At 71.6% G+C, this 20,868-nt stretch carries 23 protein-coding genes and 1 pseudogene; 16 read left to right on the forward strand and 8 right to left on the reverse strand.

What is annotated here, in order from left to right:
* Positions 1-98: 98 nt before the first annotated feature.
* The 4 genes from ACFYYR_RS08355 (at position 99) to ACFYYR_RS08370 (ending at position 4,284) form a co-directional block, all read left to right on the forward strand.
* The gene (locus ACFYYR_RS08355; protein ID WP_388848454.1) at positions 99-845 is read left to right on the forward strand and encodes a DUF6193 family natural product biosynthesis protein; all 747 of its coding nucleotides are present in this window, start codon (positions 99-101) and stop codon (positions 843-845) included.
* A 428-nt stretch (positions 846-1,273) separates the two neighbouring features.
* The gene (locus ACFYYR_RS08360) at positions 1,274-2,719 is read left to right on the forward strand and encodes a glyceraldehyde-3-phosphate dehydrogenase (protein WP_388848457.1); all 1,446 of its coding nucleotides are present in this window, start codon (positions 1,274-1,276) and stop codon (positions 2,717-2,719) included.
* A gap of 341 nt (positions 2,720-3,060) precedes the next feature.
* The gene (locus ACFYYR_RS08365) at positions 3,061-3,669 is read left to right on the forward strand and encodes a GPP34 family phosphoprotein (protein WP_388848460.1); all 609 of its coding nucleotides are present in this window, start codon (positions 3,061-3,063) and stop codon (positions 3,667-3,669) included.
* A 333-nt stretch (positions 3,670-4,002) separates the two neighbouring features.
* The gene (locus ACFYYR_RS08370; RefSeq protein WP_388848463.1) at positions 4,003-4,284 is read left to right on the forward strand and encodes a hypothetical protein; all 282 of its coding nucleotides are present in this window, start codon (positions 4,003-4,005) and stop codon (positions 4,282-4,284) included.
* Positions 4,285-4,401: 117 nt separating this feature from the next.
* On the opposite strand, the gene ACFYYR_RS08375 is transcribed toward ACFYYR_RS08370, so the two are convergent.
* Entirely contained in the window at positions 4,402-4,710 is a 309-nt protein-coding gene (locus ACFYYR_RS08375; RefSeq protein WP_388848466.1) for an AzlD domain-containing protein, read from the reverse strand.
* A complete protein-coding gene (locus ACFYYR_RS08380; RefSeq protein ID WP_388848469.1) occupies positions 4,707-5,480 on the reverse strand; it encodes an AzlC family ABC transporter permease in 774 nt (257 codons plus the stop codon). Before ACFYYR_RS08380 ends, ACFYYR_RS08375 begins: the two co-directional genes overlap by 4 nt.
* Positions 5,481-5,547: 67 nt before the next feature.
* On the opposite strand from ACFYYR_RS08380, the gene ACFYYR_RS08385 reads away from it, so the two are divergent.
* A complete protein-coding gene (locus ACFYYR_RS08385; protein ID WP_388849255.1) occupies positions 5,548-6,111 on the forward strand; it encodes a helix-turn-helix domain-containing protein in 564 nt (187 codons plus the stop codon).
* A 201-nt stretch (positions 6,112-6,312) separates the two neighbouring features.
* Here the strand turns inward: ACFYYR_RS08385 and ACFYYR_RS08390 are convergent, their stop codons facing one another.
* Positions 6,313-6,621, reverse strand: a complete 309-nt coding sequence (locus ACFYYR_RS08390; protein WP_388848472.1) for a DUF4326 domain-containing protein — start codon at positions 6,619-6,621, stop codon at positions 6,313-6,315.
* A 191-nt stretch (positions 6,622-6,812) separates the two neighbouring features.
* Here ACFYYR_RS08390 and ACFYYR_RS08395 point away from each other — a divergent pair, with 191 nt between their 5' ends.
* Together ACFYYR_RS08395 and ACFYYR_RS08400 are read left to right on the forward strand one after the other, a co-directional pair.
* Positions 6,813-7,196: an ArsR/SmtB family transcription factor gene (locus ACFYYR_RS08395; protein ID WP_388848475.1), complete on the forward strand. Its 384-nt coding sequence runs from the start codon at positions 6,813-6,815 to the stop codon at positions 7,194-7,196.
* Positions 7,193-8,092 (forward strand): SRPBCC family protein, encoded by a 900-nt coding sequence (locus ACFYYR_RS08400; protein ID WP_388848478.1) that lies wholly within the window; start codon positions 7,193-7,195, stop codon positions 8,090-8,092. The genes ACFYYR_RS08395 and ACFYYR_RS08400 overlap by 4 nt, the downstream gene beginning before the upstream one ends.
* Positions 8,093-8,397: 305 nt before the next feature.
* Here the strand turns inward: ACFYYR_RS08400 and ACFYYR_RS08405 are convergent, their stop codons facing one another.
* Positions 8,398-9,852 (reverse strand): PLP-dependent aminotransferase family protein, encoded by a 1,455-nt coding sequence (locus ACFYYR_RS08405; RefSeq protein ID WP_388848481.1) that lies wholly within the window; start codon positions 9,850-9,852, stop codon positions 8,398-8,400.
* Between ACFYYR_RS08405 and ACFYYR_RS08410 the strand changes: the two genes are divergently transcribed.
* Together ACFYYR_RS08410 and ACFYYR_RS08415 are read left to right on the forward strand one after the other, a co-directional pair.
* Positions 9,851-10,747: a DMT family transporter gene (locus ACFYYR_RS08410; RefSeq protein WP_388848484.1), complete on the forward strand. Its 897-nt coding sequence runs from the start codon at positions 9,851-9,853 to the stop codon at positions 10,745-10,747. The two genes, ACFYYR_RS08405 and ACFYYR_RS08410, sit on opposite strands and share 2 nt — an antisense overlap.
* 176 nt (positions 10,748-10,923) lie before the next feature.
* Positions 10,924-11,130: a DUF1918 domain-containing protein gene (locus tag ACFYYR_RS08415; RefSeq protein WP_388848487.1), complete on the forward strand. Its 207-nt coding sequence runs from the start codon at positions 10,924-10,926 to the stop codon at positions 11,128-11,130.
* A gap of 21 nt (positions 11,131-11,151) precedes the next feature.
* Here the strand turns inward: ACFYYR_RS08415 and ACFYYR_RS08420 are convergent, their stop codons facing one another.
* Entirely contained in the window at positions 11,152-12,420 is a 1,269-nt protein-coding gene (locus tag ACFYYR_RS08420; protein ID WP_388848490.1) for a glycoside hydrolase family 10 protein, read from the reverse strand.
* Positions 12,421-12,599: 179 nt separating this feature from the next.
* Between ACFYYR_RS08420 and ACFYYR_RS08425 the strand changes: the two genes are divergently transcribed.
* The gene (locus ACFYYR_RS08425) at positions 12,600-13,460 is read left to right on the forward strand and encodes a 3-hydroxybutyryl-CoA dehydrogenase (protein WP_388848493.1); all 861 of its coding nucleotides are present in this window, start codon (positions 12,600-12,602) and stop codon (positions 13,458-13,460) included.
* 209 nt (positions 13,461-13,669) lie between these two features.
* Here the strand turns inward: ACFYYR_RS08425 and ACFYYR_RS08430 are convergent, their stop codons facing one another.
* The 3 genes from ACFYYR_RS08430 to ACFYYR_RS08440 are packed head-to-tail and all read right to left on the reverse strand — an operon-like array spanning position 13,670 to position 15,360.
* Positions 13,670-14,203: a zinc-binding dehydrogenase gene (locus tag ACFYYR_RS08430; RefSeq protein WP_388849258.1), complete on the reverse strand. Its 534-nt coding sequence runs from the start codon at positions 14,201-14,203 to the stop codon at positions 13,670-13,672.
* Positions 14,109-14,633 (reverse strand): zinc-binding alcohol dehydrogenase family protein, encoded by a 525-nt coding sequence (locus ACFYYR_RS08435; protein WP_388849261.1) that lies wholly within the window; start codon positions 14,631-14,633, stop codon positions 14,109-14,111. Before ACFYYR_RS08435 ends, ACFYYR_RS08430 begins: the two co-directional genes overlap by 95 nt.
* Positions 14,634-14,643: 10 nt before the next feature.
* Positions 14,644-15,360, reverse strand: a complete 717-nt coding sequence (locus tag ACFYYR_RS08440) for a hypothetical protein (protein ID WP_388849263.1) — start codon at positions 15,358-15,360, stop codon at positions 14,644-14,646.
* 96 nt (positions 15,361-15,456) lie between these two features.
* Here ACFYYR_RS08440 and ACFYYR_RS08445 point away from each other — a divergent pair, with 96 nt between their 5' ends.
* The 6 genes and pseudogenes from ACFYYR_RS08445 (at position 15,457) to ACFYYR_RS08470 (ending at position 20,810) form a co-directional block, all read left to right on the forward strand.
* Positions 15,457-16,728: an erythromycin esterase family protein gene (locus ACFYYR_RS08445; protein WP_388848496.1), complete on the forward strand. Its 1,272-nt coding sequence runs from the start codon at positions 15,457-15,459 to the stop codon at positions 16,726-16,728.
* A 379-nt stretch (positions 16,729-17,107) separates the two neighbouring features.
* Positions 17,108-17,581: a DUF1772 domain-containing protein gene (locus ACFYYR_RS08450; protein WP_388848499.1), complete on the forward strand. Its 474-nt coding sequence runs from the start codon at positions 17,108-17,110 to the stop codon at positions 17,579-17,581.
* 251 nt (positions 17,582-17,832) lie between these two features.
* The gene (locus ACFYYR_RS08455; RefSeq protein WP_388848502.1) at positions 17,833-18,408 is read left to right on the forward strand and encodes a DUF1772 domain-containing protein; all 576 of its coding nucleotides are present in this window, start codon (positions 17,833-17,835) and stop codon (positions 18,406-18,408) included.
* Between the two features lie 31 nt (positions 18,409-18,439).
* A pseudogene (locus tag ACFYYR_RS08460) lies at positions 18,440-18,544 on the forward strand (3-hydroxyacyl-CoA dehydrogenase family protein); the annotation flags it as partial.
* Positions 18,545-18,810: 266 nt separating this feature from the next.
* Complete coding sequence (locus ACFYYR_RS08465) at positions 18,811-19,386, forward strand: TetR/AcrR family transcriptional regulator (protein ID WP_388848505.1); 576 nt, start codon at positions 18,811-18,813, stop codon at positions 19,384-19,386.
* Positions 19,383-20,810, forward strand: coding sequence for an FAD-dependent monooxygenase (locus ACFYYR_RS08470; RefSeq protein WP_388848508.1), 1,428 nt, complete (start codon positions 19,383-19,385; stop codon positions 20,808-20,810). Before ACFYYR_RS08465 ends, ACFYYR_RS08470 begins: the two co-directional genes overlap by 4 nt.
* Positions 20,811-20,868: the final 58 nt, after the last annotated feature.

The following is a 20,868-nucleotide window of genomic DNA, read 5'->3' on the forward strand; positions in this document are numbered from 1 at the left end:
TCACCGTTCGTGTGGCTCAGCGGATGCAGTGTCAGTCAGGTGGCAGGTCGAGGGGTTGCTCGGGCCAGGAATGAGCGGTTCGGGCACAATCACCAACCGTGTCCACCCTCCCTGATCCCGCAGCCCTGTACCCCGACGTCGCGGCTCACGACACCCTCGCCACAGCACTCCGGGCCGAGGTCCGAGGCCGCCTCGGCGCCGCATCCGTCACATCCTCGGACTCCGCTCCACTGCTCCACGCGACCGTCGTCAGCACCCTGCCGCATCGCGCACCGCTGCGGATCAGCGCATGGCCGCACGAACGGCGGTGGTCGATCCGCGGCACGGAACCGTTCCAGAGCGTGTCCCTCATCGACGGCGAGACGGATGACCTGGCGGAGGTCGCCAGGGCTGCCCGGGCGTGGCACGACGGAGCGGCCCTGGACGACATGCGCCGGACGGCACCCTTCGTGCATCTGACCGGCCGGTTCGAGGTCTCCGACCACGATCCCGCGCGCATGGCGGAATCCGAGTGGCAGAGCTTGCGCCGGGCGGCGGGCGAAATGGAGCAGCCGGGGCACTGGCGGCAGGCGTACCGAGCCCTGATCGAGGCGGCACACGCCGAGCCGGCGCTGCGCGCCCTCTACCCGTTCACCAGCCACTGGGCGCTGCGCTTCTCGACCACTACCCGCCCCGGCCTCACCGACGTCGGACCGTGCCTGACCGCGGGGGGCGACGGCACGTACGGGGTGGGCAAGGGCTTCATCGCTCCGGACCTCGGCCGGTTCGCCACAGCGCAGGAGGCCGTGGCCCTGGCCGTGCGCCGGTTGCCGACCGGTCTCGGCCCGATCGCGCTCGGCGGATGAATACGCCCGGCACCGGAGGCGTGTCGCCGTGACGCGAGCAGCGGACCCGCGGTCATGCGGTGACGCAACGTGACGCCGAGGAGATGGGTGATGCCCGTCGTGGTCATGCCGAGAAGCCATCCGGCGCCGGCCACCCGGAGCCACGGCCCGTCGCCGACGAGCGCGACGGCGAGTGATCGTCGCGGAAGCCGCCGGGGCGGGGTCTCGCCGCCGGCCGCCACCCCCGTGTGAAACCGGCGCTCACCTGTGCCATCAGGCCCCGCGGGCCCACCACGACGCCCGACCGCGCCGCACCCGGGCCGATCACGGCATCCGACCCGCCCCCACCTGCACCCCGTCCCCACGGCACCCGCCCCGCGGCACCGCGTGAAGGCCCCGGATGGCGGGGCGCTAGCATATGAGCACCGCCTAGCTCGAAAGATACGCCTGTGACTGTCAACGAGGACTCGTTCACCAACTGGAAAAACCGCGAGGAGATCGCGGAGTCGATGATCCCGATCATCGGGAAGCTGCACCGGGAACGGGACATCACGGTCCTGCTCCACAGCCGCTCCTTGGTGAACAAGTCGGTGGTCAGCATCCTCAAGACCCACCGTTTCGCCCGTCAGATAGCCGGCGTGGAACTCTCGGTCACCGACACCCTGCCGTTCCTCCAGGCCCTGACCACGCTCGATCTCGGCCCGTCCCAGATCGACCTCGGCCTGCTCGCCGAGACCTACCGGGCCGACGACCGCGGTCTGTCGGTGGAGGAGTTCACCGCCGAGGCCGTCGCCGGCGCCACGGGCGCCAACAAGATCGAGCGCCGCGAGCCGCGCGATGTCGTCCTCTACGGCTTCGGCCGCATCGGCCGCCTCGTCGCCCGCCTCCTCATCGAGAAGGCCGGCTCCGGCAACGGCCTGCGGCTGCGCGCCATCGTCGTCCGCGGGGGCGGCGAGCAGGACATCGTCAAGCGCGCCTCGCTGCTGCGCCGCGACTCCATCCACGGCCAGTTCCAGGGCACGATCACCGTTGACGAGGCGAACAGCACGATCGTCGCCAACGGCAACGAGATCAAGGTGATCTACGCCAACGACCCCTCCGAGGTCGACTACACGGCGTACGGCATCAACAACGCCATCCTCATCGACAACACGGGCAAGTGGCGCGACCGCGCCGGCCTGTCGACGCACCTGCGCCCCGGCATCGACAAGGTCGTCCTGACCGCCCCGGGCAAGGGCGACGTCCCGAACATCGTGCACGGCGTCAACCACGACACGATCAAGCCGGACGAGCAGATCCTGTCCTGCGCCTCCTGCACCACCAACGCGATCGTCCCGCCGCTGAAGGCGATGGCAGACGAGTACGGCGTGCTGCGCGGCCACGTGGAGACCGTCCACTCGTTCACCAACGACCAGAACCTGCTGGACAATTACCACAAGGCCGACCGCCGCGGCCGCTCCGCGCCGCTCAACATGGTCATCACCGAGACCGGCGCCGCCTCCGCCGTCGCCAAGGCGCTGCCCGACCTCGACGCGCCGATCACCGGCAGCTCGATCCGCGTCCCGGTGCCGGACGTCTCGATCGCGATCCTCAGCCTGCGGCTCGGGCGCGAGACCACCCGCCAGGAGGTCCTCGACCACCTGCGCGACGTCTCGCTGACCTCGCCGCTGAAGCGCCAGATCGACTTCACCACGGCCCCCGACGCGGTCTCCAGCGACTTCATCGGCTCGCGCCACGCCTCGATCGTCGACGCCGGCGCCACCAAGGTCGACGGCGACAACGCGATCCTCTACCTCTGGTACGACAACGAGTTCGGCTACTCCTGCCAGGTCATCCGCGTGGTGCAGCACGTGTCCGGTGTGGAGTACCCGACCTTCCCCGTCCCGGAGGTCTGATCCGGCACCCGCTCGCCACCGCCGCGGACGAAGCGGCGGACGAGCAGCCAACTGCTGTACCTGCCAGGGCCGCAGCCGGGATGTTCCGGCTGCGGCCCCGGCCGTTCCACGGGTGCCGACGGCTGCCCGACCGCTCCCCCGGCCGACCGCAATGGATGGGCCATCCGCACGGGTCAGAGCAGCCTTGAGATGCATTCATCCCCGGCGTGAACGCCGGGGCTTTCTGCAAGAGCCCCGGTAAGCTCGTAGAAGCAGCATGGGGGGCTCGGTGTCGGGCGCCCCGGGTGCCGGACCGTGGGCGGCGACGCGCCGCCACCGCCGCCTCCGACGGGGAGTCTTCGATGACCACACCGCGCGACCTCTCGATCGCCGCCATGGACGAGGCGCCCCGCCGCCCCGTGGAACAGGGCGACCTGTCGCTGGCGCTCGCGGGAGCCGAGGTGATCGACCTGCTCGGAGCGGGGGCCGTCACCCTGGACGACGACCGCATCGTGCCGGGCGGCCACCGGCCGGCCCTGGCCGACCGTCTGCTGGACGAGGCGGCGGAGTCGCTCGTCCGGGAGGCGCCGTACGAGTCGGTCGACGACTGGCTGTGGCGCCGGGGGCGCGGTCTGCACGCCGCCTATGTGGCCGCCCTGGAGGCGGACGGGCAGCTCACCCGGGAGCCCCGCCGCGGGCTGTCGTTCCGGACCGGCCGGACGCTGCCCGCCGACACCCCCGAGCACCGGCAGGCGACAGAGCGCTGGGCCTCCGACGAACCCGTCCTCGCCGCCCTCGGGGCAGCGGTCGGGATCCGCGACGAGCCGGCCGAGGACTCCCTGAGCGCGGCCGACGAGGCGGTGGTGACGGTACTGGCCTCCGTCCACGACGCGCTGCGGGAGCTGGAGGCGGTAAGGCAGCGGCGGGCCATCGAGGACGCGGCGTTCGACAACATCTGGCGCGGCCCGTGACCCGGCAGCCCGTCGCGGCCCACTGTGGCGTCCCGTCCGGCGCGGTGGTCCGTCGGCGCGGCGTCCCGTCGGGCGGGTTCCCGGAGTGAGCCGGGACGCCCCGGAATCCCCCTGACGTTCCGCCACCGTCCTGCCATGATGGGCCGATGCAGCAGACCCGAAAGGCCCATGCCGCGTAAGCCACCCGGCGCCGTGCGCGCCCAGCAGCGGCCGACGTGCCGTTACGCTCGCGCCTTTTCTTCCACCCGTGCCGCCCGGCGCGTTCCCGGTGTATCCGGGGGCGCCCTGGCCGCCATCCGCAGATGCGAAGCCCGGCACTACGGGCCCGGCAGTGTGGCCGAGGCCTTGGAGTTCTACGGGCAGTTCCTCCGCCGGCCCGGCCGGTACCTGTACGTGGGCCTGGGGGATTGCCCGTGCTGCGACCCGGTCGGCGCTCGGGACGTCCTCGCAGATGCCCTCAACCGGCTGCCTCCGTCGGCCCGGAGGGAGCTCCGCCGGGTCGTCGCCCGGCTGGACGAGGAGTTCCTCCGCCGGACCCTGCCCGATCCGAGGGCCGCGGCGCGCAGTGCCTGGCACGCGAAGGCGTGGTGGCGGCAACGGCTCGCCGGGAGTTGACCCCGGGGCACGGCGGTGTCCACGGGGAAGGGCGGGCCTACCGGTATCGGGCCGCGGGGCCCGACTCCCCCGCGGTACGACCGGTGCACACCGGCCGGCCGCGCCGCGAGCCCCCTCTCAGGACACGCCGAACCAGCGGAGCACCGCGGTGGTCGCCGCCGCCGCGACCACGGCGACCAGGAAGGGTGCCCGTCGCAGCGCGAGCGCCCCGCCCACCAGGACTCCGGCCGGCCTGGCCCACCCGGCGAGGCTCTGTCCGTCGGCGACGGCCGAGGTCACGACGAGGGCGAAGAGCAGTACGGTGGCGGACACCGTCAGCATCCGCCGGGCCCGTTCGGACGGTTCGAACCGTCCGTGCGACAGCGGTCCGGCCATGCGGAGCGCGTACGTTCCGACGGCCAGCACCAGGACGGCCCATGGCGTCATGCCCGGCTCACCTCCTTCGGCCCGTCTCCGGTGCCGGACCCGTCTCCGGTGCCGGACTCGTCCCCCGTACCGGACTCGTCCCCCGCACCGGACTCGTTCCCCGTACCGGAACGGACGAGCACCACCAGGCCCGTGAGGGCCAGCAGCACCGGCACCCCCGGTGGCAGAAAGGGTGTACCGGCCAGGGCCACCACCGCACCGAACAGCGCCGCGCCACGGGCCACCGGATCGCGCAGCGCCGGGAGCACCAGCGCCAGCAGGACCACGGGGGAGGCGGCGTCCAGACCGAGGGCGGCCGGGTCGCCGACCACCCCGCCGGCCAGCACACCCAGCACCGTGCCGAGGTTCCAGACCAGGAACATCAGGATTCCGCAGGTGAGATACACGGCCCTGCGGCGTGCCGGATCGCGCTCCGCCATGACGAAGGCCACGGACTCGTCGATCAGCAGGTGGGAGGCGGACCACCGCCCGAGCCGGCGCATGTCCAGCACATCGGCGACCGCAAATCCGTACGGCAGGAGCCGGGCGTTGAGCACCAGCCCCATGGCCACGGCGGCCACCGCTCCCCCGCCGCCCAGCACCACACCGAGCGCCGCGAACTGGGCACCACCGGCGAACACCGCCAGGGACATGACCACCGGGACCCAGGGCGGCTCGCCGCCGGAGACGGCCAGCGCACCGAAGGACACCCCGACCACCCCGTCGGCCAGGCACACCAGCCCGATGTCACGGAGGAGCGGGGGGTCGAGTATTCGCCAGAACGAACGCATGGCCGATATGATGAACACCCGGCAGACCGTTCGTCAAGCCGAACACAACGACCGATGGAGCGAACAGATGGTGGAGCAGGCCCCCCGCCCCCCGCTGGACAGGATCGCGGCGGCGATCCGCCGGGAGCGCGGGCGCACCGGACTGTCCCTGTCCGAGCTGGCCAAACGGGCCGGCATCGCCAAGTCCACGCTCTCCCACCTGGAGTCCGGCACGGGCAATCCCAGCGTGGAGACGCTGTGGGCGCTGAGCGTCACCCTGGACGTGCCGTTCAGCCGGCTCGTCGATCCGCCGCGCCCGCGGGTGACGGTGCTGCGCCGCGGCGAGGGCGTCGCCGTACCGTCCGAGCAGTCCGACTACGTGGCCACGCTGCTGTCGTCCTGCCCGCCGAACGCGCGCCGCGATCTGTACCTGGTGCACGTGGAGCCGGGCGTTCCGCGCAGCTCGGACCCGCACATGCCGGGCACGATGGAGCACGCGGTCGTCTGCTCCGGGCGGGCGCTCATCGGCCCCGACGACGATCCCGTCGAGCTGGGGCCGGGCGACTACATGGCCTACCCCGGCGATGTGCCGCACCTCTGCCGGGCCCTCGAACCCGGCACCTCCCTGCTGCTCGCGATGGAGCACAGCTGACCACGGTCCGCACGGCAGCGAGAGCCACTCCGGGCGCCCCGTGGAGCCCGGAGCGGACCCGGCCGGAGCGCCCGGGCGACGATCACCGGCCGCCGCCCCGAACGACCGTCATTCCGGCCGGCCGTCACTCCGCCCCCTGCCTGCGTGCCGCACCGCCGCCGCCCCAGGCGACAGCCGCCCCGCGCCCGTCTGTCATTCGCGTCACTCCGCGTCGGCGAGTTCCGCGATGACCTGGGCGTGGCAGGGCAGCGGGACGCACCAGCACCCCAGCCTGCGACCCCGGAGTTCCGGGAGCAGAGCGAGGAGGTCGGGGCGTTCCAGGAGGTAGGCCCGGTACTGCTCGAGGACCTCCTCCCGGGTGCCGTCCCGCCCCGGACGGAAGGGGCTCGCCAGCGGCGACCCCTTCAGATCCCAGCCGCCGCGGTGCATCGCGCGGCCGACGTACACCACGTCCGCGTAGTCGGGGTCGTCCCGGTGGCCCTTGAGATTGACGACGGTGGTCCTGCGCATACCTCCATCCTCCGGCCTCCGCCCGCGCGGAGCAGCGCAACGCGGACGCAGCGGGGGCGCGGAACGGCACCGGCCGCTGTCTCCGCCCCGCCGCGCACGGCCGACCGGACGACCGGCCTTCCTGGAGGCGGCGCGGCGCCTCGACCATGCATTCCCTTGCGGCTATATAACCAGGGAAGTATGTTCGAGAGGTGTCCCCGCCCTTCGATGTCCTCGCCGAACCGGCCCGCCGGCGGATCCTCGATCTGCTCCTGGACCGTCCCCGCCTCGTCGGGGAACTGACCGAACACCTGGGGCTGAGTCAGCCCGGCACCTCGAAGCATCTGCGGGTGCTGCGCGAGGCCGGGCTGGTACGGGTCCGTGCCGAGGCGCAGCGCCGCTGGTACGAGCTGTGCCCGGAGCCGCTGGCGGAGCTGGACGCCTGGCTCGCTCCGTACCGGCGCCTGTGGGCGGAGCGGCTCGACGCCCTGGAGCGGCATCTCGACACCATGCCGGACGAGCCGGGGGACGCCCCGCCCGGCGCCGGCCCGCCCGGCGGTCACCGGCCGGGCCACGACCGGAAGGAGCAGTCATGAACGAGACCCTCAGCACGGCGGACGGCCGTCCGGCGCTGCGTATCGAGCGGCGGCTCGCCCACCCGCCCGGGAAGGTGTGGCGCGCCCTCACCGAACCGGAACACCTCAGCCGGTGGTACCCGTTCACCGCCACCGAACTCGATCTGCGTCTCGGAGGCCTGATCAGATTCGACGACGGCCGGGGCACCGTCATGGACGCGGTGATCACCGAACTGGACCCGCCGCGGCGCTTCGCCTTCAGCCAGCACGCGCCCGAGGGGATGACCCGGGAGAGCGACGACCTGGTGCGCTTCGAGCTGAGCCCGGACGGAGCGGGCTGTGTCCTGGTCTTCACCCATGTCTTCGACGACCGCTTCGCGGCGGCGAGCTACGCCAGCGGCTGGCAGGTCTGTCTCGACGCCCTGAGCGCGGAGCTGGACGGCGTCCTTCCGGAACCGCGCCGCCCCAGCGCCGAGTCGCACGACGCGTACATCGAGCGCTTCGGCCTGGACGCGGGCTCCGCCGAGGAGACCGCCGACGGCTGGCAGGTCCGTTTCGAACGCCAGCTGACCAGGCCCGCGGAGACGGTGTGGGCGCTGCTGACCGGCGGGACCGGAACGGACGCCCCGGAGCCGGCCGTCGGCGGCCCGGTGCCGCGGGGGTTCACCGCCGAGGGCATCCCGCCGGGCGAGGTCACCGCGGCCGAGCGGCAGGCCGTCCTCGTGTACACCTGGCAGTCGGCGGGCCGCACGGCCGGGCGGGTCCGCTGGGACCTCTCGCCCGGCACCGGTCACGGTGCCCGGCTGGTGCTGACCCAGACCGGGCCGGCGGAGGCGGACACCGAGCGCGGTACCGCCCTGGCGGCCTGGCGCCGCCGCATCGCCGAACTGGCGGCGCAGTTGCGCGAACTGCCCTGACCACGACGGACTCGCCCCCGACGGAACCGACCGGGACCCGACCGGGCCGACCGGACCGACCGGACCGACCGGACCGACCGGACCGACCGGACCGACCGGGCCGACCGGGCCGACCGGACCGGCGTCGCGCGGTCGACCGCCGGGCCGGGGCCCCCGGGTGCGGCCGGCCGCACCGGCGGGGGCGCGCCGTGCACGGCGCCGGCGTCCGCCCCCGGCGCCGGACCCACGGCACGCGCCGCCACCGGATCCGTACCGCCGGTTCCCTCCCGCCGGCTCCGTACCGCCGGTTCGCCGGGCGCCCGGTGTCAGACCGCCGCCTCCGCACACGCCGTACGGAGCCGGGTCACCCCCTCGGCGATCTCCGCCGGGCCGGCCACCCCGGCGAAGCTCAGCCGCAGCCGGGGTGCCGGCGGCTCCGCGGCGTAGTACGGCCTGCCCGGCGCCACCGCGACCCCGGCGCGCAGCGCGGCGGTGGTGACCGCGGCCTCCTCCGTGCCGTCGGGCAGCCGCAGCCAGAAGTGGTAGCCGCCGGAGGGGATGTGGTCCACGGTGAGGCCCGGCAGTTCGCGGCGGAGTTCGGCGGCCATCACGTCCCGCCGGGAGCGGAGCTCGGCGGCGACGGTCCGCAGATGACGGCTCCAGGACGGGGCTCCGACGAGCTCCAGGGCCGCCTCCTGGAGCGGCCGGGGGACGAAGAAGCTGTCGACGACCTGGATCGCCCGCAACCGGGACTGCACGGGCCCCCGCGCGGCGAGCGCACCGACGCGCAGGCTGGGCGAGGCCACCTTGGTCAGCGACCGGAGGTGGACCACGACGCCGTCCGGGTCCTCCGCGGCGAGTGGGGGCGGCAGCGGTCCGGCGTCCTCATGGCCCAGCCGGCGCGCGAAGTCGTCCTCCACCACGAAGGCGCCCGCTTCGCGCGCCACCCGCAGCACCTCGGCCCGGCGCGGCGGGGACAGCACGGCGCCGGTGGGGTTCTGGAAGAGCGGCTGGCAGACGAACGCCCGGGCGCCGGTGGCCCGGAAGGCCTCCGCGAGCAGGTCGGTCCGCACCCCCTCGGTGTCCACCGGCACCGGCACCGGGCGCAGCCCCGAGGCCAGCGCCACGGCGAGCATCCCGGGGTAGGTGGGCGACTCGACGAGCACGGGGGCACCGGGCGGGGCCAGCGCGCGCAGCGCCGTGGTGAGGGCGCTCTGGCCGCCGGCCGTGACCAGGACGTCCGAGGCACCGAGGGGACCGCCGGGGCCGCCGATCTCGCGGGCGAACCACTCCCGCAGGTCGGCCAGCCCCTCCACCGGCGGGCGGCCCCACGCCCCGGGGCGGCGGCCGGCGCGGGCCAGGGCGGCGGCCAGCGCGCGCTCCGGCTGCAGGGCGGGGTGCAGATAGCCGCTGTTGAACTCGATGGCGCCGGCCGGGGGCGTCGCGAGGGTGGCGAGCACGCCCGAGGCGTCCACGGCACGGGGCACGGGTTCGCCGGAGGCCGCCGCGGATTCGGCGCTCAGCGAGAGCTCCTGCCAGGAGGTGTCCCCCGGCTGCGGGGGCCGGCCGGGCGTCCGGGCGCGGAAGGCCCCGGCACCCGGACGGGTGACGACGAGCCCCTCGGAGGCCAGGACCGCCAGGGCCCGGGCCACCGTCACCGGGCTCACCCGGAACCGGTCCACCAGGGCACGACTGGACGGCAGCTTCTCACCCGGCGAGTAGCGGTTGACCTCTTCCCGCAAGTTTTTGGCCAGATCGGCCACACTGCTACGCTCTTGCATGACAGCACAGGATAGCGCTACTGCCCCATTGACGATAGCGGCCGGGAGCGGAACCGCCCTCGCGGCCCTCGGCGTGGGCGCCTTCTCCCTCACCTTCCCGGCGACCGCCTGGGCCCTGGAGGGCCTCGGCCCGTGGACCGTGACGACGCTCCGCATCACGCTCGCCGCCCTCATCGCGGGCGGCAGCCTCCTCGCGCTGCGCGTACCGTTCCCCGAGCGCCGCCACCTGGCCGGGCTGCTCGTCGTGGCGGCGGGCGTCGTCATCGGCTTTCCGCTGCTGACCACGCTCGCCCTGCAGACCTCGTCGACCTCGCACTCCGCCGTCGTCGTGGGGCTGCTCCCGCTCACCACGGCCGCCTGCTCGGCCGTGCGCACCGGCGCGCGGCCCTCCCGCACCTTCTGGGTGGCCGCCCTCGCCGGAGCGGCCGCCGTGATCGGGTACGCGCTGCTGCAGAGCGGCGGCACCCCGACCAGCGGCGACCTCTACCTCTTCGCGGCGCTCCTGGTGTGCGCGGCGGGCTACGCCGAGGGCGGCCGGCTGGCCCGGCACCTCCCCGGGTGGCAGGTCATCGGCTGGGCCCTCGTCCTGTGCCTGCCGCTCGCCGCGCCGGTCGCGGCGGTGGCCGTCTCCGTGGAGCCGGTCCGGCTCACCGCGCACGCCGTCACCGGGGTGCTCTGGCTCGCCGTGGGCTCCCAGTTCCTCGGTCTGGTGGTCTGGTACCGCGGCATGGCCGAGATCGGGGTGGCCCGGGCCAGTCAGCTGCAGCTGGCCCAGCCCCTGCTCACCCTGGTCTGGGCCGTGCTGCTGCTGGGCGAACACCTCACCTCCGCCGCCCTGCTCACCGCACTCGCCGTGCTGGTGTGCATCGCGGTCACCCAGCGCGCGAGGAGCTGAGCCCCGGCCCGCACAGGGATGCGCGGGGACGCTCCGCCCGCACGGGGATGCATGGGGACGCGCCCCGCACAGGGATGCAGGGCGCGCTCCCGCCCGTAGACTTGACGGCACGAAGCGCCGCATTCCGAGCATTCCGCCCCGCAGGCGCGCCCCTCCCCGCACTGGAGGTCCCGCAGATGGAAGCCAAGAAAGGCGACATGCTGGTCGTGCACGGCCGGACCGTCGGGCATCACGACCGGGAAGCGAAGATCGTCGAAGTCCTGGGCGACCACGGCGAGCCGCCGTACCGCGTGCGCTTCGAGGACGACGGCAAGGAGTGCCTGGTCTCCCCCGGCCCCGACTCGGTCGTACGGCACAAGGGCGCGGCCCACCCGGGCCGCTGAGCCGCCCGCGCGCCCGCCGGCTCAGCCCGGCGGGCGCACCGGTGCGGGATAGTGGTCGGCGACCACCCGGGCCATCGCCCCGATCCGGTCGACGGCCACTTCCTTGCCGGAGAAGAACACATGGCCGCGCACCTGCGGCCAGTCCCGGTCGAAGGTGAGGTGCCGGGACAGTTCGGCCGGGTCCTGCCAGGGGGCGGGCTGCGCCGGGTCGCCCGCCTTGTAGAGGGCCTCGCCGATGTAGAGGTCCACTCCGGTGCCGTCGACGGTCGCCGACCACCAGGGCACGAGCTTCGCGTAGTCGGCCGCGGCGAAGCCGATGTTCCAGTAGACCTGCGGCACCACGTAGTCGATCCAGCCCGCGCGGACCCACCGGCGGGTGTCGGCGTACAGATCGTCGTAGGTCTGCACCCCGGCCCGGGTGTCGGACCCGGCCGGATCGGTGGCGCGGTTGCGCCAGACGGCGAACGGGCTGATGCCGAACCGGGTGCGGGGCCTGATCCGTTTGATCCGTAAGGCGGTCTCCAGGACCAGGCGGTCGATGTTGTGGCGGCGCCAGGCGGCCCGGTCGGGGAAGCCGGCGCCGTACCGTTCCCAGGCCGCGTCGTCGTCGAAGACCTGGCCCGCGACGGGGTACGGGTAGAAGTAGTCGTCCCAGTGCACGGCGTCGACGGCGCAGTGCCGTACCGCGTGCAGCATCGCGTCCTGCACGAAGCGCCGGACCGGGGGCAGCCCCGGGTTGTAGTACAGCTTGCCGCCGTAGGGCACGACCCACTCCGGGTGGACCCGCGCGGGGTGGGTGGGGACGAGCCGTGTCGGGTCGGTGTGGTTGGCGATCCGGTAGGGGTTGAACCAGGCGTGCAGCTCCAGGCCGCGCCGGTGGGCCTCGTACACCGCGAAACGGAGCGGGTCCCAGCCGGGGTCCCGGCCCTGCTGTCCGGTGAGGTACTGGGACCAGGGCTCGTAGGGGGACGGCCAGAGGGCGTCCGCGGTGGGCCGGACCTGGAGGACCACGGCGTTCAGCCGCCGCTGGACGGCGACGTCCAGGTAGCCGGTCAGTTCGGCCTGCTGCTGGGCGGCGGTCAGGCCCGGCCGGGAGGGCCAGTCCCGGTTGGCGACGGTTGCCAGCCACATGCCGCGGAACTGGCGGCCCGGGCGGCCCGCCGCCCCGGTGCGGCGCTGCGGACGGTGACCGGGGCCGATGGCGTACGCGGTGGAGGTGCCCGCGGTGAGCAGCGCGGACAACGATCCGGCGGAGACTGCGGTGAACCCTCTTCGGGTGATACGCGGCATTTGTCGCCCCCTGTTGGATGGGTACGTCCCGTCGTACGAGCTCAGCATGCCCGCCCCGGCCCTCTCGGCACAGGAGGGCGCGGAGTAACGTCTGAGGCCGAGGCGGGCGCCCGGACCTGTGACGAGGGCCGGGAGCAGGGGACGCCGGCCGGCCGAAGAAGAACAGCGAAAGGCACGATGTGACCGACATCGAACGCGTCGGAGTGGTGGGCTGCGGCCAGATGGGCGCAGGCATCGCGGAGGTGTGCGCCCGCTCGGGGCTGGAGGTCGTGGTCGCCGAGACCACGGGCGAGGCCCTGGAGATAGGCCGCACCCGCTTGACCAACTCCTTGGGCAAGGCCGCCGAGCGCGGCAAGATGACCGAGGAGGAGCGCGACGCGGCGCTGGACCGGCTGAGCTTCACCACCGACCTGGGGGAGTTCGCCGACCGGGACCTGGTCATCGAGGCCGTCGTCGAGAACGAGCAGGTCAAGACCGAGATCTTCCAGGTTCTCGACCAGGTGGTGACCCGCCCGGACGCGATCCTCGCCTCCAACACCTCCTCGATCCCGCTGGTGAAACTGGCCGTCGCCACCTCGCGGCCGGACCATGTGATCGGGATTCACTTCTTCAACCCGGCGCCGGTGCAGAAGCTCGTCGAGCTGATCCCGGCGCTGACCACCAGCGACGAGACCATCAAGCGGGCCGAGGAGCTCGTCACGGGCGGGCTGGGCAAGCACGCGATCCGCGCCCAGGACCGGTCGGGCTTCGTGGTCAACGCCCTGCTCATCCCGTACCTGCTCTCCGCGATCCGGATGTTCGAGTCGGGCATCGCCAGCCGCGAGGACATCGACAACGGCATGGAGATGGGCTGCGCCCACCCGATGGGCCCACTGAAGCTCTCCGACCTGATCGGCCTGGACACCGTGGCCTCCGTCGCGGACTCCATGTACGAGGAGTACAAGGAGCACCTGTACGCCGCTCCCCCGCTGCTCCAGCGGATGGTGGACGCGGGCCGGCTGGGCCGGAAGTCCGGCTCGGGCTTCTACCCCTACGGGTAGTCCGGCGACGCCGCCAACTGGCGCTGTTCACGGGCGACTTCACCCGGAACAGCGCCTACGGCGGCGCCATGCGCCCGCTGACGAACCCACTCGGCGGCGAGGCGGGCGGTGCCGACGCGGCGCGGAGTCGCACCCGCGCGGTCCAGGCTCCGCCCGGGTGAGAGCTGCCCCCATCGGCCGTCGACGAGACCGCGCTCGCCCGGTCCTGCTCAGCGCGACCAGCCAGCCGGACGTTGCGCTCGTGGGGTGGCGGGTGCGGAGGCGGTGAGGAGGACGATCTTCCCGCGCCCGTGCCCGGTTTCGATGCTGCGGTGTGCCGCGGCGGCCTCTGCCAGGGGAAAAGCCCGCCGGATGTGCAGCTTGATCCTGCCTTGTGCGGCGAGTGCCACGGTCTCTTCCAGCTGCTCGGACGTCCGCTTGGGGGCCAGAGTCGGGATACCGAGCTCGGCCGCGGTCTCATCGTCGACCATGGTCCGGATGCGGTTCCTGTCCTTGGCCAGTTCAGCTGAGGCGCGCAGGGCGTCACCGCCGGCGTTGTCCATGACGGCGTCCACCCCGCCGGGCGCGACGGCACGGACCCGGTCCCGCAGACCTGGGCCGTAGGTGACCGGGATCGCGCCCATGGAGCGCAGGTAGGCGTGATTGGCCTCACTGGCTGTGCCGATGACAGTGGCGGCTCCCCACGCCAGGGCCAGTTGAACCGCGAAGGTACCCAGGGCTCCGGCGGCCGCATGGATCAGCACAGTGTCCCCGCGGGCCACTCCGACCTCGCTCAGACACAGGTGTGCGCCGATGCCGTTGGCGGCGAATCCGCCGGCGATGTCCCAGGGGGAGGTTCTCCGGCTTGCGCACCAACTGCTCCGGTGAGGCCAGCACGAATTCCGCGTAGCCGCCCAAGGTGCAGAATCCGAGGACCTCGTCACCCATGACGTTGCCGGTGACCCCTTCGCCTACCTGGTCGACGACTCCCGCGAACTCGTTGCCCGGGATCACAGGGAAGGAATTGTCGACCGAAGGCGGCGCCCAGCCCTGCCTGATCGCCGTGTCGAAGTGGTTGACCCCGGCCGACCGCACCCGTATCCGTACCTGTCCGGGGCTGGCTTGAGGGACCGGTAGATCCATGAAGGTCAGCACTTCCGGCCCCCCGAACGATGACAGGGCTGCGGCTTTCATCAAGATCACTTCATTCTCCCTTTCCGGGATACGGCATTCCGGGATCGGAATTCGCCTTGGGTGCGGATTTGCGGGGCATGGCGCTCCGGGGCATGGCGTTCTGCGACATGGGCTCGGATCCGAGGACGCGCGGGGGTTCCGGGACCCGGGCGGCAGCGACGGTGGCGCGGCCGGCCGGCAGGCGGATCGCGACCGCCATCACGGCGATGGTCGTCAGACCGGCGATGATCAGCAGAACCTGTACGCCGACCAGATCGGCCAGCGGGCCGAACACGACGATGCTGACCGGTGTGGCCAGCGCCGAGACGATGCTGACGTAACTGAACACGCGGCCGTGCACGCCGGGTTCGACACGCTCTTGGATCAGTGTCGTGAACGGGGTGGACAACAACGGTGCCAGCAAGCCGAAGGCGAACATGAAGCCGTAGAGCACCCACAGATTCGTGCTCAGACCCATCGCCACGGTGACGACCCCGAAGCCGTTGGCAGCGACCATGATCAGCCACATCCGGCCGTACCTGACCAGTACGGTGGACATGAGACCGCCGCCGAGCAGCAAGCCGCCGCTGAAGGCCAACTCCAGCATCGTCAGCAGCCACTTCTCGGTGCCGAACTCGCGCGTCACCATCAGGGGAGTGATGTACGAGGGCGCGACGCCGAGCAGGAAGGTGATCGCGTACACGCTGAGCAGCCAGCCCACGATCGGGTGGGTGCGCAGATACCGAATCCCCCGTCATGCCGCTCGCCCGTCTCTTGCGGACGAGCTGAACCTCCAGCCGAGAATTGAGCTCCAGCTGTGCCTGTCCAGCCTGCTTCCCGTACCGTGCTTGCCGATTGGTTCCGCGAGCACTCCACCACCCTGACCACCCTGGATCCGCACCAGCCCCTCGACGACCTCGAAGTGTTGCGGGAGGTCGTCGGCGATGCCCGGGTTGTCGCGATCGGTGAGGGCGCCCACTTCGTCGAAGAGTTCTCACTTGCACGCCGGCGGGTGCTGCGCTTCCTCGCCGAGCGCTGCGGATTCACCGTCTTCGCAATGGAGTTCGACTTCAGCGAAGCCTTCCCGCTCGACCGGTGGCTGCAGGGCGAGGGGGCCGACGGCGATCTGGCGAAGGTGAGCCGGGCCGCCACCGAGTGGGGTGCCGCAGACCTCATGCGCTGGCTGCGCCACCACAACCGCACCGGCGCCCATCCCTTGCGCTTCGCCGGCATCGATGTCCCCGAAGCCGGCGGGGCGCTACGGCCCGCGCTTGAGCCGGTGGCCGAATACCTGCGTGAAGTCGACCCCGACGCACTCCGCCTCGTCGATACGGTCCTGGAGATCAGCGATCGGTTCCTCAAGGACTGCGGATCCGGCGCCGCGGCCGGGCCCGCTTGGTCCGGCCTTCAGCCCGCCGAGCAGAACGAACTGACCGCGACACTGGCACGGCTGCTGCTACGGCTGCGCGCCGTCGAGCCGCTCTACGTCTCCCGCAGCAGCCAGAGCCGTTTCGACATCGCCCGGCGCCGGGTGGAAGCGGCCTGCCACACCGACTACATGTTCCAGGCGATGAATGCCCTGATGTCCGGTCGGGGCTTGGCCGCGGACCTGGCGGTGCGTGAGATCTACATGGCCGAATCGGTGCGCTGGCACCTGGAACGGGCCGCACCAGGAACCCGGATCGTCCTCGCCGCCCACAACAGCCATATCCACAAGACGGAGCTGGAGCTCGGAGGCGGCCTCACCGCGCTGCCCATGGGCCAGCACCTGCAGCGGATGCTCGGCCAGGACTACCGCGCGGTGGCCTTCCTCCACACATCTGATCATGTCCCGGAGATGTACCCGGACCAGAGCGCTGCCGTCGGTTTCACCCTCGCCGAAGCCCGCCTTCAACCCGCCGAGCCCGGCAGCGTCGAAGCCGCCCTCACCGACGCCGGCCTCGCCGACCGGATCACCCTGACCGACCTGCGTCACGCACCACGCGATGCCCAGGGAGCACCGCTGCTCAACACCATCCGGTCCCAGAGCTCCGTGCTGAACACCCTCGTCCCCGAGGCGTTCGATGCCGTGCTCTCCGTCCCCACGGTCACCCGGGACCACACCGTGCACTTCTGACCATCCCGATGCCAGGCAAGAGGGATCTTCGTCCGGGAGGTCCCTCTTGCCTGCGGCTCAGGGCGGCGGGCAGGCCCGACGATCGTAGGCATCGGCCGAGGCAGGATGTCCGCATGGGAGAACTGGACGACGTCCTCTCGGCCCAGGACCGCTTCGGCCGGTCCTGGTACTCCCCATGCAGTTCGTTGTTTCTGCATTTCTGCTGTTCAGGAGCCTGTTGCTGAGTGTAGAGAACTTACGGGGCGTCATGTTGCGGGACACCGGTCGAGGACGTCGACCACGTCCTGGCCCACACCCTCGAACGAGATGATTCGTGGTTTCCAGCGGGCCGAGGCCGGAAAGCCCGGAAAGCGGCCTCCGCAGGAGCGGATGCCCCGACATGATGATCGCCATGTCCGATGTTCTCGTCGTGTGCGCTCTCGCCTGTACCGGGCTCTACGCCGGCTACATGCTCGCTTTTCGCTCAGGTGTCATGCCGGCCTTTCGTGAGCTGCCGGACGATCGTTTCACCGAGGCCATGTCCGTGATCAACCGCAAGGTGCCGGGACCGCTGTTCCTGCTGCTCTTCCTCGGGTCGGTTGCCCTTCCCGCGGCCTCATGGTTGACCGCACCGGACAGCCAGGGCGGTCAGGGGCAGTTGCTCCGTCTGGCTGCCACAGGCTGCGCGCTGGTCGGGCACCTGACCACCGCCGTCGGCAACGTCCCGCTGAACAACGCGTTGGAGGCGTCTCTCGGTCGAGGCGACCAACATGCCGCCCGGGAAGCCTTCGAGTCGCGGTGGAATACCTTCCATACATGGCGGACCGCATGCGCCGTCGCCGCCTTTCTCCTCATGGCGGCCTCCGTGCTCTGAACCCGCCGGACACGTCCCCCGACCGGCTGCCGGATCCCGCCTACGCTCTGCCACCGGCTCGCCCCGGACTTCCTGGAGGAGTGTCTGCCGGCTCCGGCGGGCCACTCGGCAGCGCGACGCTCGCGTATCCCCCTGAGCGTGCGTGACATGGACACCAGGAAGCGCCACCTGCTGCGATGGGCTCCACGGCTCCCCGAGCGGCCCGGCCCCTCACTCGCAGCGGGAGGCACCTTTCTACCGAGGACGGCATCGTGGGTTCTCTCCCCTCCACCGGATACTCCCTGCACGCCGGCCCGGCCGGTCGGCCCGCACGGCTGAGCAACCGCCCCTCCGGGCTGTTGCTGCGTGCCTCAGCCCTGTTCACCGGCCTGATGGCCGGCCTCTTCTTCGCCTTCGACATCTCGGTCATGCCCGGGCTCGCCCGGCTGGACGACGTTGCCTATGCCGAGGCCATGCAGCACTTCAACGCCGTGATCGACGGCAGCCCGCTGTTCAGGTCGGCGTTTCTCGCGGCGCCGGCCTGCACGCTCGCGGCGGCCGTACGCGCGCACCGAGGAGGGTGCCGCCCCCTGGTGCTGCCGCTGGTGCTGGCCGGGCTGTGCTACCTGGCGATGGTGGTGCTCACCGTCACCGTCAACCTCCCCCTCAACGACGAACTGGCCGCGCTCGGCGACCCTGCCGCAGCCTCCGACCTGTCGGTAGTGGAGCGGTTCAGGACCGTCTGGGGCCCGGTGAACGTCGCCCGGACCGTGCTGTGCGTCATCAGCCTCGGGACTCTCTGCTCGGTGCTGATTCGACATGGTCGCCTTTCAGTTCCCGGGCAGTGACCGCTTGGAAGCAGCCGAATGTCCCTGAGAGGAGTACAAGGAGCACCTGTACGCCGCTCCCCCGCTGCTCCAGCGGATGGTGGACGCGGGCCGGCTGGGCCGGAAGTCCGGCTCGGGCTTCTACCCCTACGGGTAGTCCGGCGACGCCGCCAACTGGCGCTGTTCACGGGCGACTTCACCCGGAACAGCGCCTACGGCGGCGGCGTCTGCGGGTGGTCGCGCGGTGCCTGGCAAGCCCCGTCCGCACATCCTCGCCCGGTCGGCATGCTCGGCGCGGGACAGGTCTCGGCGAGGTCGCCCACTGGCAAAAATCGGCCCTGACCTGGGACATCAGCTCCCCCCTGGATCGGATTGACCTCCTTCATGTGTACGATACGCGTATCGTACACATGGGGAGGTCGCATGGTTCGGGGCAAGCCGCGAGAGGACGCGATCTTGGCCGCCGCCATGGCGGTGCTCACTGACGTCGGTTACCAGGCGCTGACGATGGACGCGGTGGCGGCACGGGCGCACGCCAGCAAGACCACTATCTATCGACGTTGGCGGAGTAAGGCCGCGCTGGTCAAAGCGGCATTGGACGCCTACGACAGCAACTTCAACGACAGCGTCCCGGACACCGGGTCGTTGCGCGGCGACCTGTTCGCGGTGATGGAGATGCTGCGGCGCAAGGCCGAGGCGTTTCCGCTGGCGATGATCCACGGGCTGATCACGGCCATGCGCGACGACGAAGAATTGGCCGCAGCGCTACAGGCTCATCTCGATGACGACGAACTGTCACCGTTCACCGAACCGCTGCACCGTGCCGCAGGGCGCGGTGACGTACACGCCGACGTCGACACCGAACTCGTGCACGACATCGCCGAGGCGATGATCCTGCGCCAGCTCCATGTCGACGCCCCATTCGACGACGCCTTCATCACTCGCGTCGTGGATGACGTGCTGCTGGCGCTGCTCACCCAGGGGGAAAGCCCATCATGACCGTGCTCATCGCCGGCGCAGGGCCGACCGGGCTGACGCTGGCCATCGACCTGGCCCGGCGGGGCGTGCCTTGTCGGGTCGTCGACAAGGCGCCTGGCCTGTTCCCCGGGTCCCGGGGCAAGGGACTGTCCCAACGCACCCAGGAGGTCTTCGACGACCTCGGCGTGATCAACGCGGTGCTCACCGATGGCATGCCCTTCCCAAAGTTCCGCCGCTACTCGGGCCACGAGGTGGTGTTCGAACGTCACGTGAACGAGTTACTGGGAGCCGAACCGCTGCGCCGCGGCGCCGGTGTTCCCTATCCGGACCTGTGGCTGCTCCCGCAGTGGCGTACCGACGAGATCCTGTACGAGCGGTTCGTCCAGCTCGGCGGCCGGGTCGAGTTCGGCACCGAGGTACTCGGATTCGACCAGGACGCCGACGGGGTCACCGTGCAGACCACCGCCGGCCAGGTCCGCGCCACCTACCTGGTCGGCTGCGACGGCGGACGCAGCACCGTGCGCAAGGCGCTAGGTGTCGGTTTCGTCGGCGAGACCTTCGAATCCGAACGGACTTTGATCGGCGACGTTCAAGCCGAGGGCCTTGACGGCGTGTTCTGCCACATGTTCAGCACCGGGACCGGCCGGTTCTCGCTGTGGAACATGCCCGGCGGGCAGTACTACCAATTCGTTGCCGGCGTTGCGGCGGAGAACGTGCCGGAGTTGACGCTGGACTCGGTGCGCCACCTACTGCACGAGCGTTCCGGCCGCACCGATATCCGGCTGCACGACCTGAAATGGATATCGCTGTACCGGGTCAACGCGCGCATGGCGGACCGCTACCGAGCCGGACGCGTCCTGCTGGCAGGAGACGCCGCACACGTGCACTCCTCGGCGGGCGGCCAGGGCCTGAACACCAGCATCCAGGACAGCTACAACCTCGGCTGGAAGCTGGCCGCCGTGCTCGGCGGCGCGCCGAAGGCACTGCTGGACAGCTACGAGACCGAGCGGATGCCGGTGGCAGCCCATGTCCTGGGCATGAGCAGCACACTGCACCGGCTGGACTTCCGGCCGCAGGAGGGATGGACACCGGCGATCCACCAGCTCGACGTCAGCTACCGCCACGGGCCGCTGGCAGTGGACGACCGCCCGGCACTGGGACAGCTCCGCGCCGGAGACCGCGCACCCGACGGCACCCTCGACGATGGCACCCGCCTGTTCGATGTCTTCCGTGGTCCGCACTTCACCCTGCTGGCGTTCGGCGACCTGCCGAATCGGCGATGCGGCGACGGCGTGCGGGTAAGGCAGGGCACCCCCTCGGACGCCTACGACGTGGAGGACGGCACCCTGATCCTGGTCCGGCCAGACGGGTATATCGGCGTGATGAGCCAACGCATCGACACCGTGCTCACCTACCTCGAACAGTTGACGTGCTCCCTGGCCTGAAGTCCAGGGATTCCGGCCTGGGCTGTCCGACCCTTCCGGGGGCTTCCTGCTTCACCGG

The sequence above is a fragment of the Streptomyces sp. NPDC001922 genome (genome assembly GCF_042891165.1).
Lineage (GTDB): Bacteria > Actinomycetota > Actinomycetes > Streptomycetales > Streptomycetaceae > Streptomyces.

Coding starts and splice junctions, on each gene's coding strand:
- ACFYYR_RS08385 (WP_388849255.1), top strand. CDS start 5,548: ATGGTGGAGCAGGCCCCCCGCCCCCCGCTGGACAGGATCGCGGCGGCG.
- ACFYYR_RS08435 (WP_388849261.1), bottom strand. CDS start 14,633: ATGAAAGCCGCAGCCCTGTCATCGTTCGGGGGGCCGGAAGTGCTGACC.
- ACFYYR_RS08465 (WP_388848505.1), top strand. CDS start 18,811: ATGGTTCGGGGCAAGCCGCGAGAGGACGCGATCTTGGCCGCCGCCATG.
- ACFYYR_RS08470 (WP_388848508.1), top strand. CDS start 19,383: ATGACCGTGCTCATCGCCGGCGCAGGGCCGACCGGGCTGACGCTGGCC.
- ACFYYR_RS08380 (WP_388848469.1), bottom strand. CDS start 5,480: ATGCGTTCGTTCTGGCGAATACTCGACCCCCCGCTCCTCCGTGACATC.
- ACFYYR_RS08375 (WP_388848466.1), bottom strand. CDS start 4,710: ATGACGCCATGGGCCGTCCTGGTGCTGGCCGTCGGAACGTACGCGCTC.
- ACFYYR_RS08365 (WP_388848460.1), top strand. CDS start 3,061: ATGACCACACCGCGCGACCTCTCGATCGCCGCCATGGACGAGGCGCCC.
- ACFYYR_RS08390 (WP_388848472.1), bottom strand. CDS start 6,621: ATGCGCAGGACCACCGTCGTCAATCTCAAGGGCCACCGGGACGACCCC.
- ACFYYR_RS08405 (WP_388848481.1), bottom strand. CDS start 9,852: ATGCAAGAGCGTAGCAGTGTGGCCGATCTGGCCAAAAACTTGCGGGAA.
- ACFYYR_RS08410 (WP_388848484.1), top strand. CDS start 9,851: ATGACAGCACAGGATAGCGCTACTGCCCCATTGACGATAGCGGCCGGG.
- ACFYYR_RS08400 (WP_388848478.1), top strand. CDS start 7,193: ATGAACGAGACCCTCAGCACGGCGGACGGCCGTCCGGCGCTGCGTATC.
- ACFYYR_RS08420 (WP_388848490.1), bottom strand. CDS start 12,420: ATGCCGCGTATCACCCGAAGAGGGTTCACCGCAGTCTCCGCCGGATCG.
- ACFYYR_RS08450 (WP_388848499.1), top strand. CDS start 17,108: ATGATGATCGCCATGTCCGATGTTCTCGTCGTGTGCGCTCTCGCCTGT.
- ACFYYR_RS08415 (WP_388848487.1), top strand. CDS start 10,924: ATGGAAGCCAAGAAAGGCGACATGCTGGTCGTGCACGGCCGGACCGTC.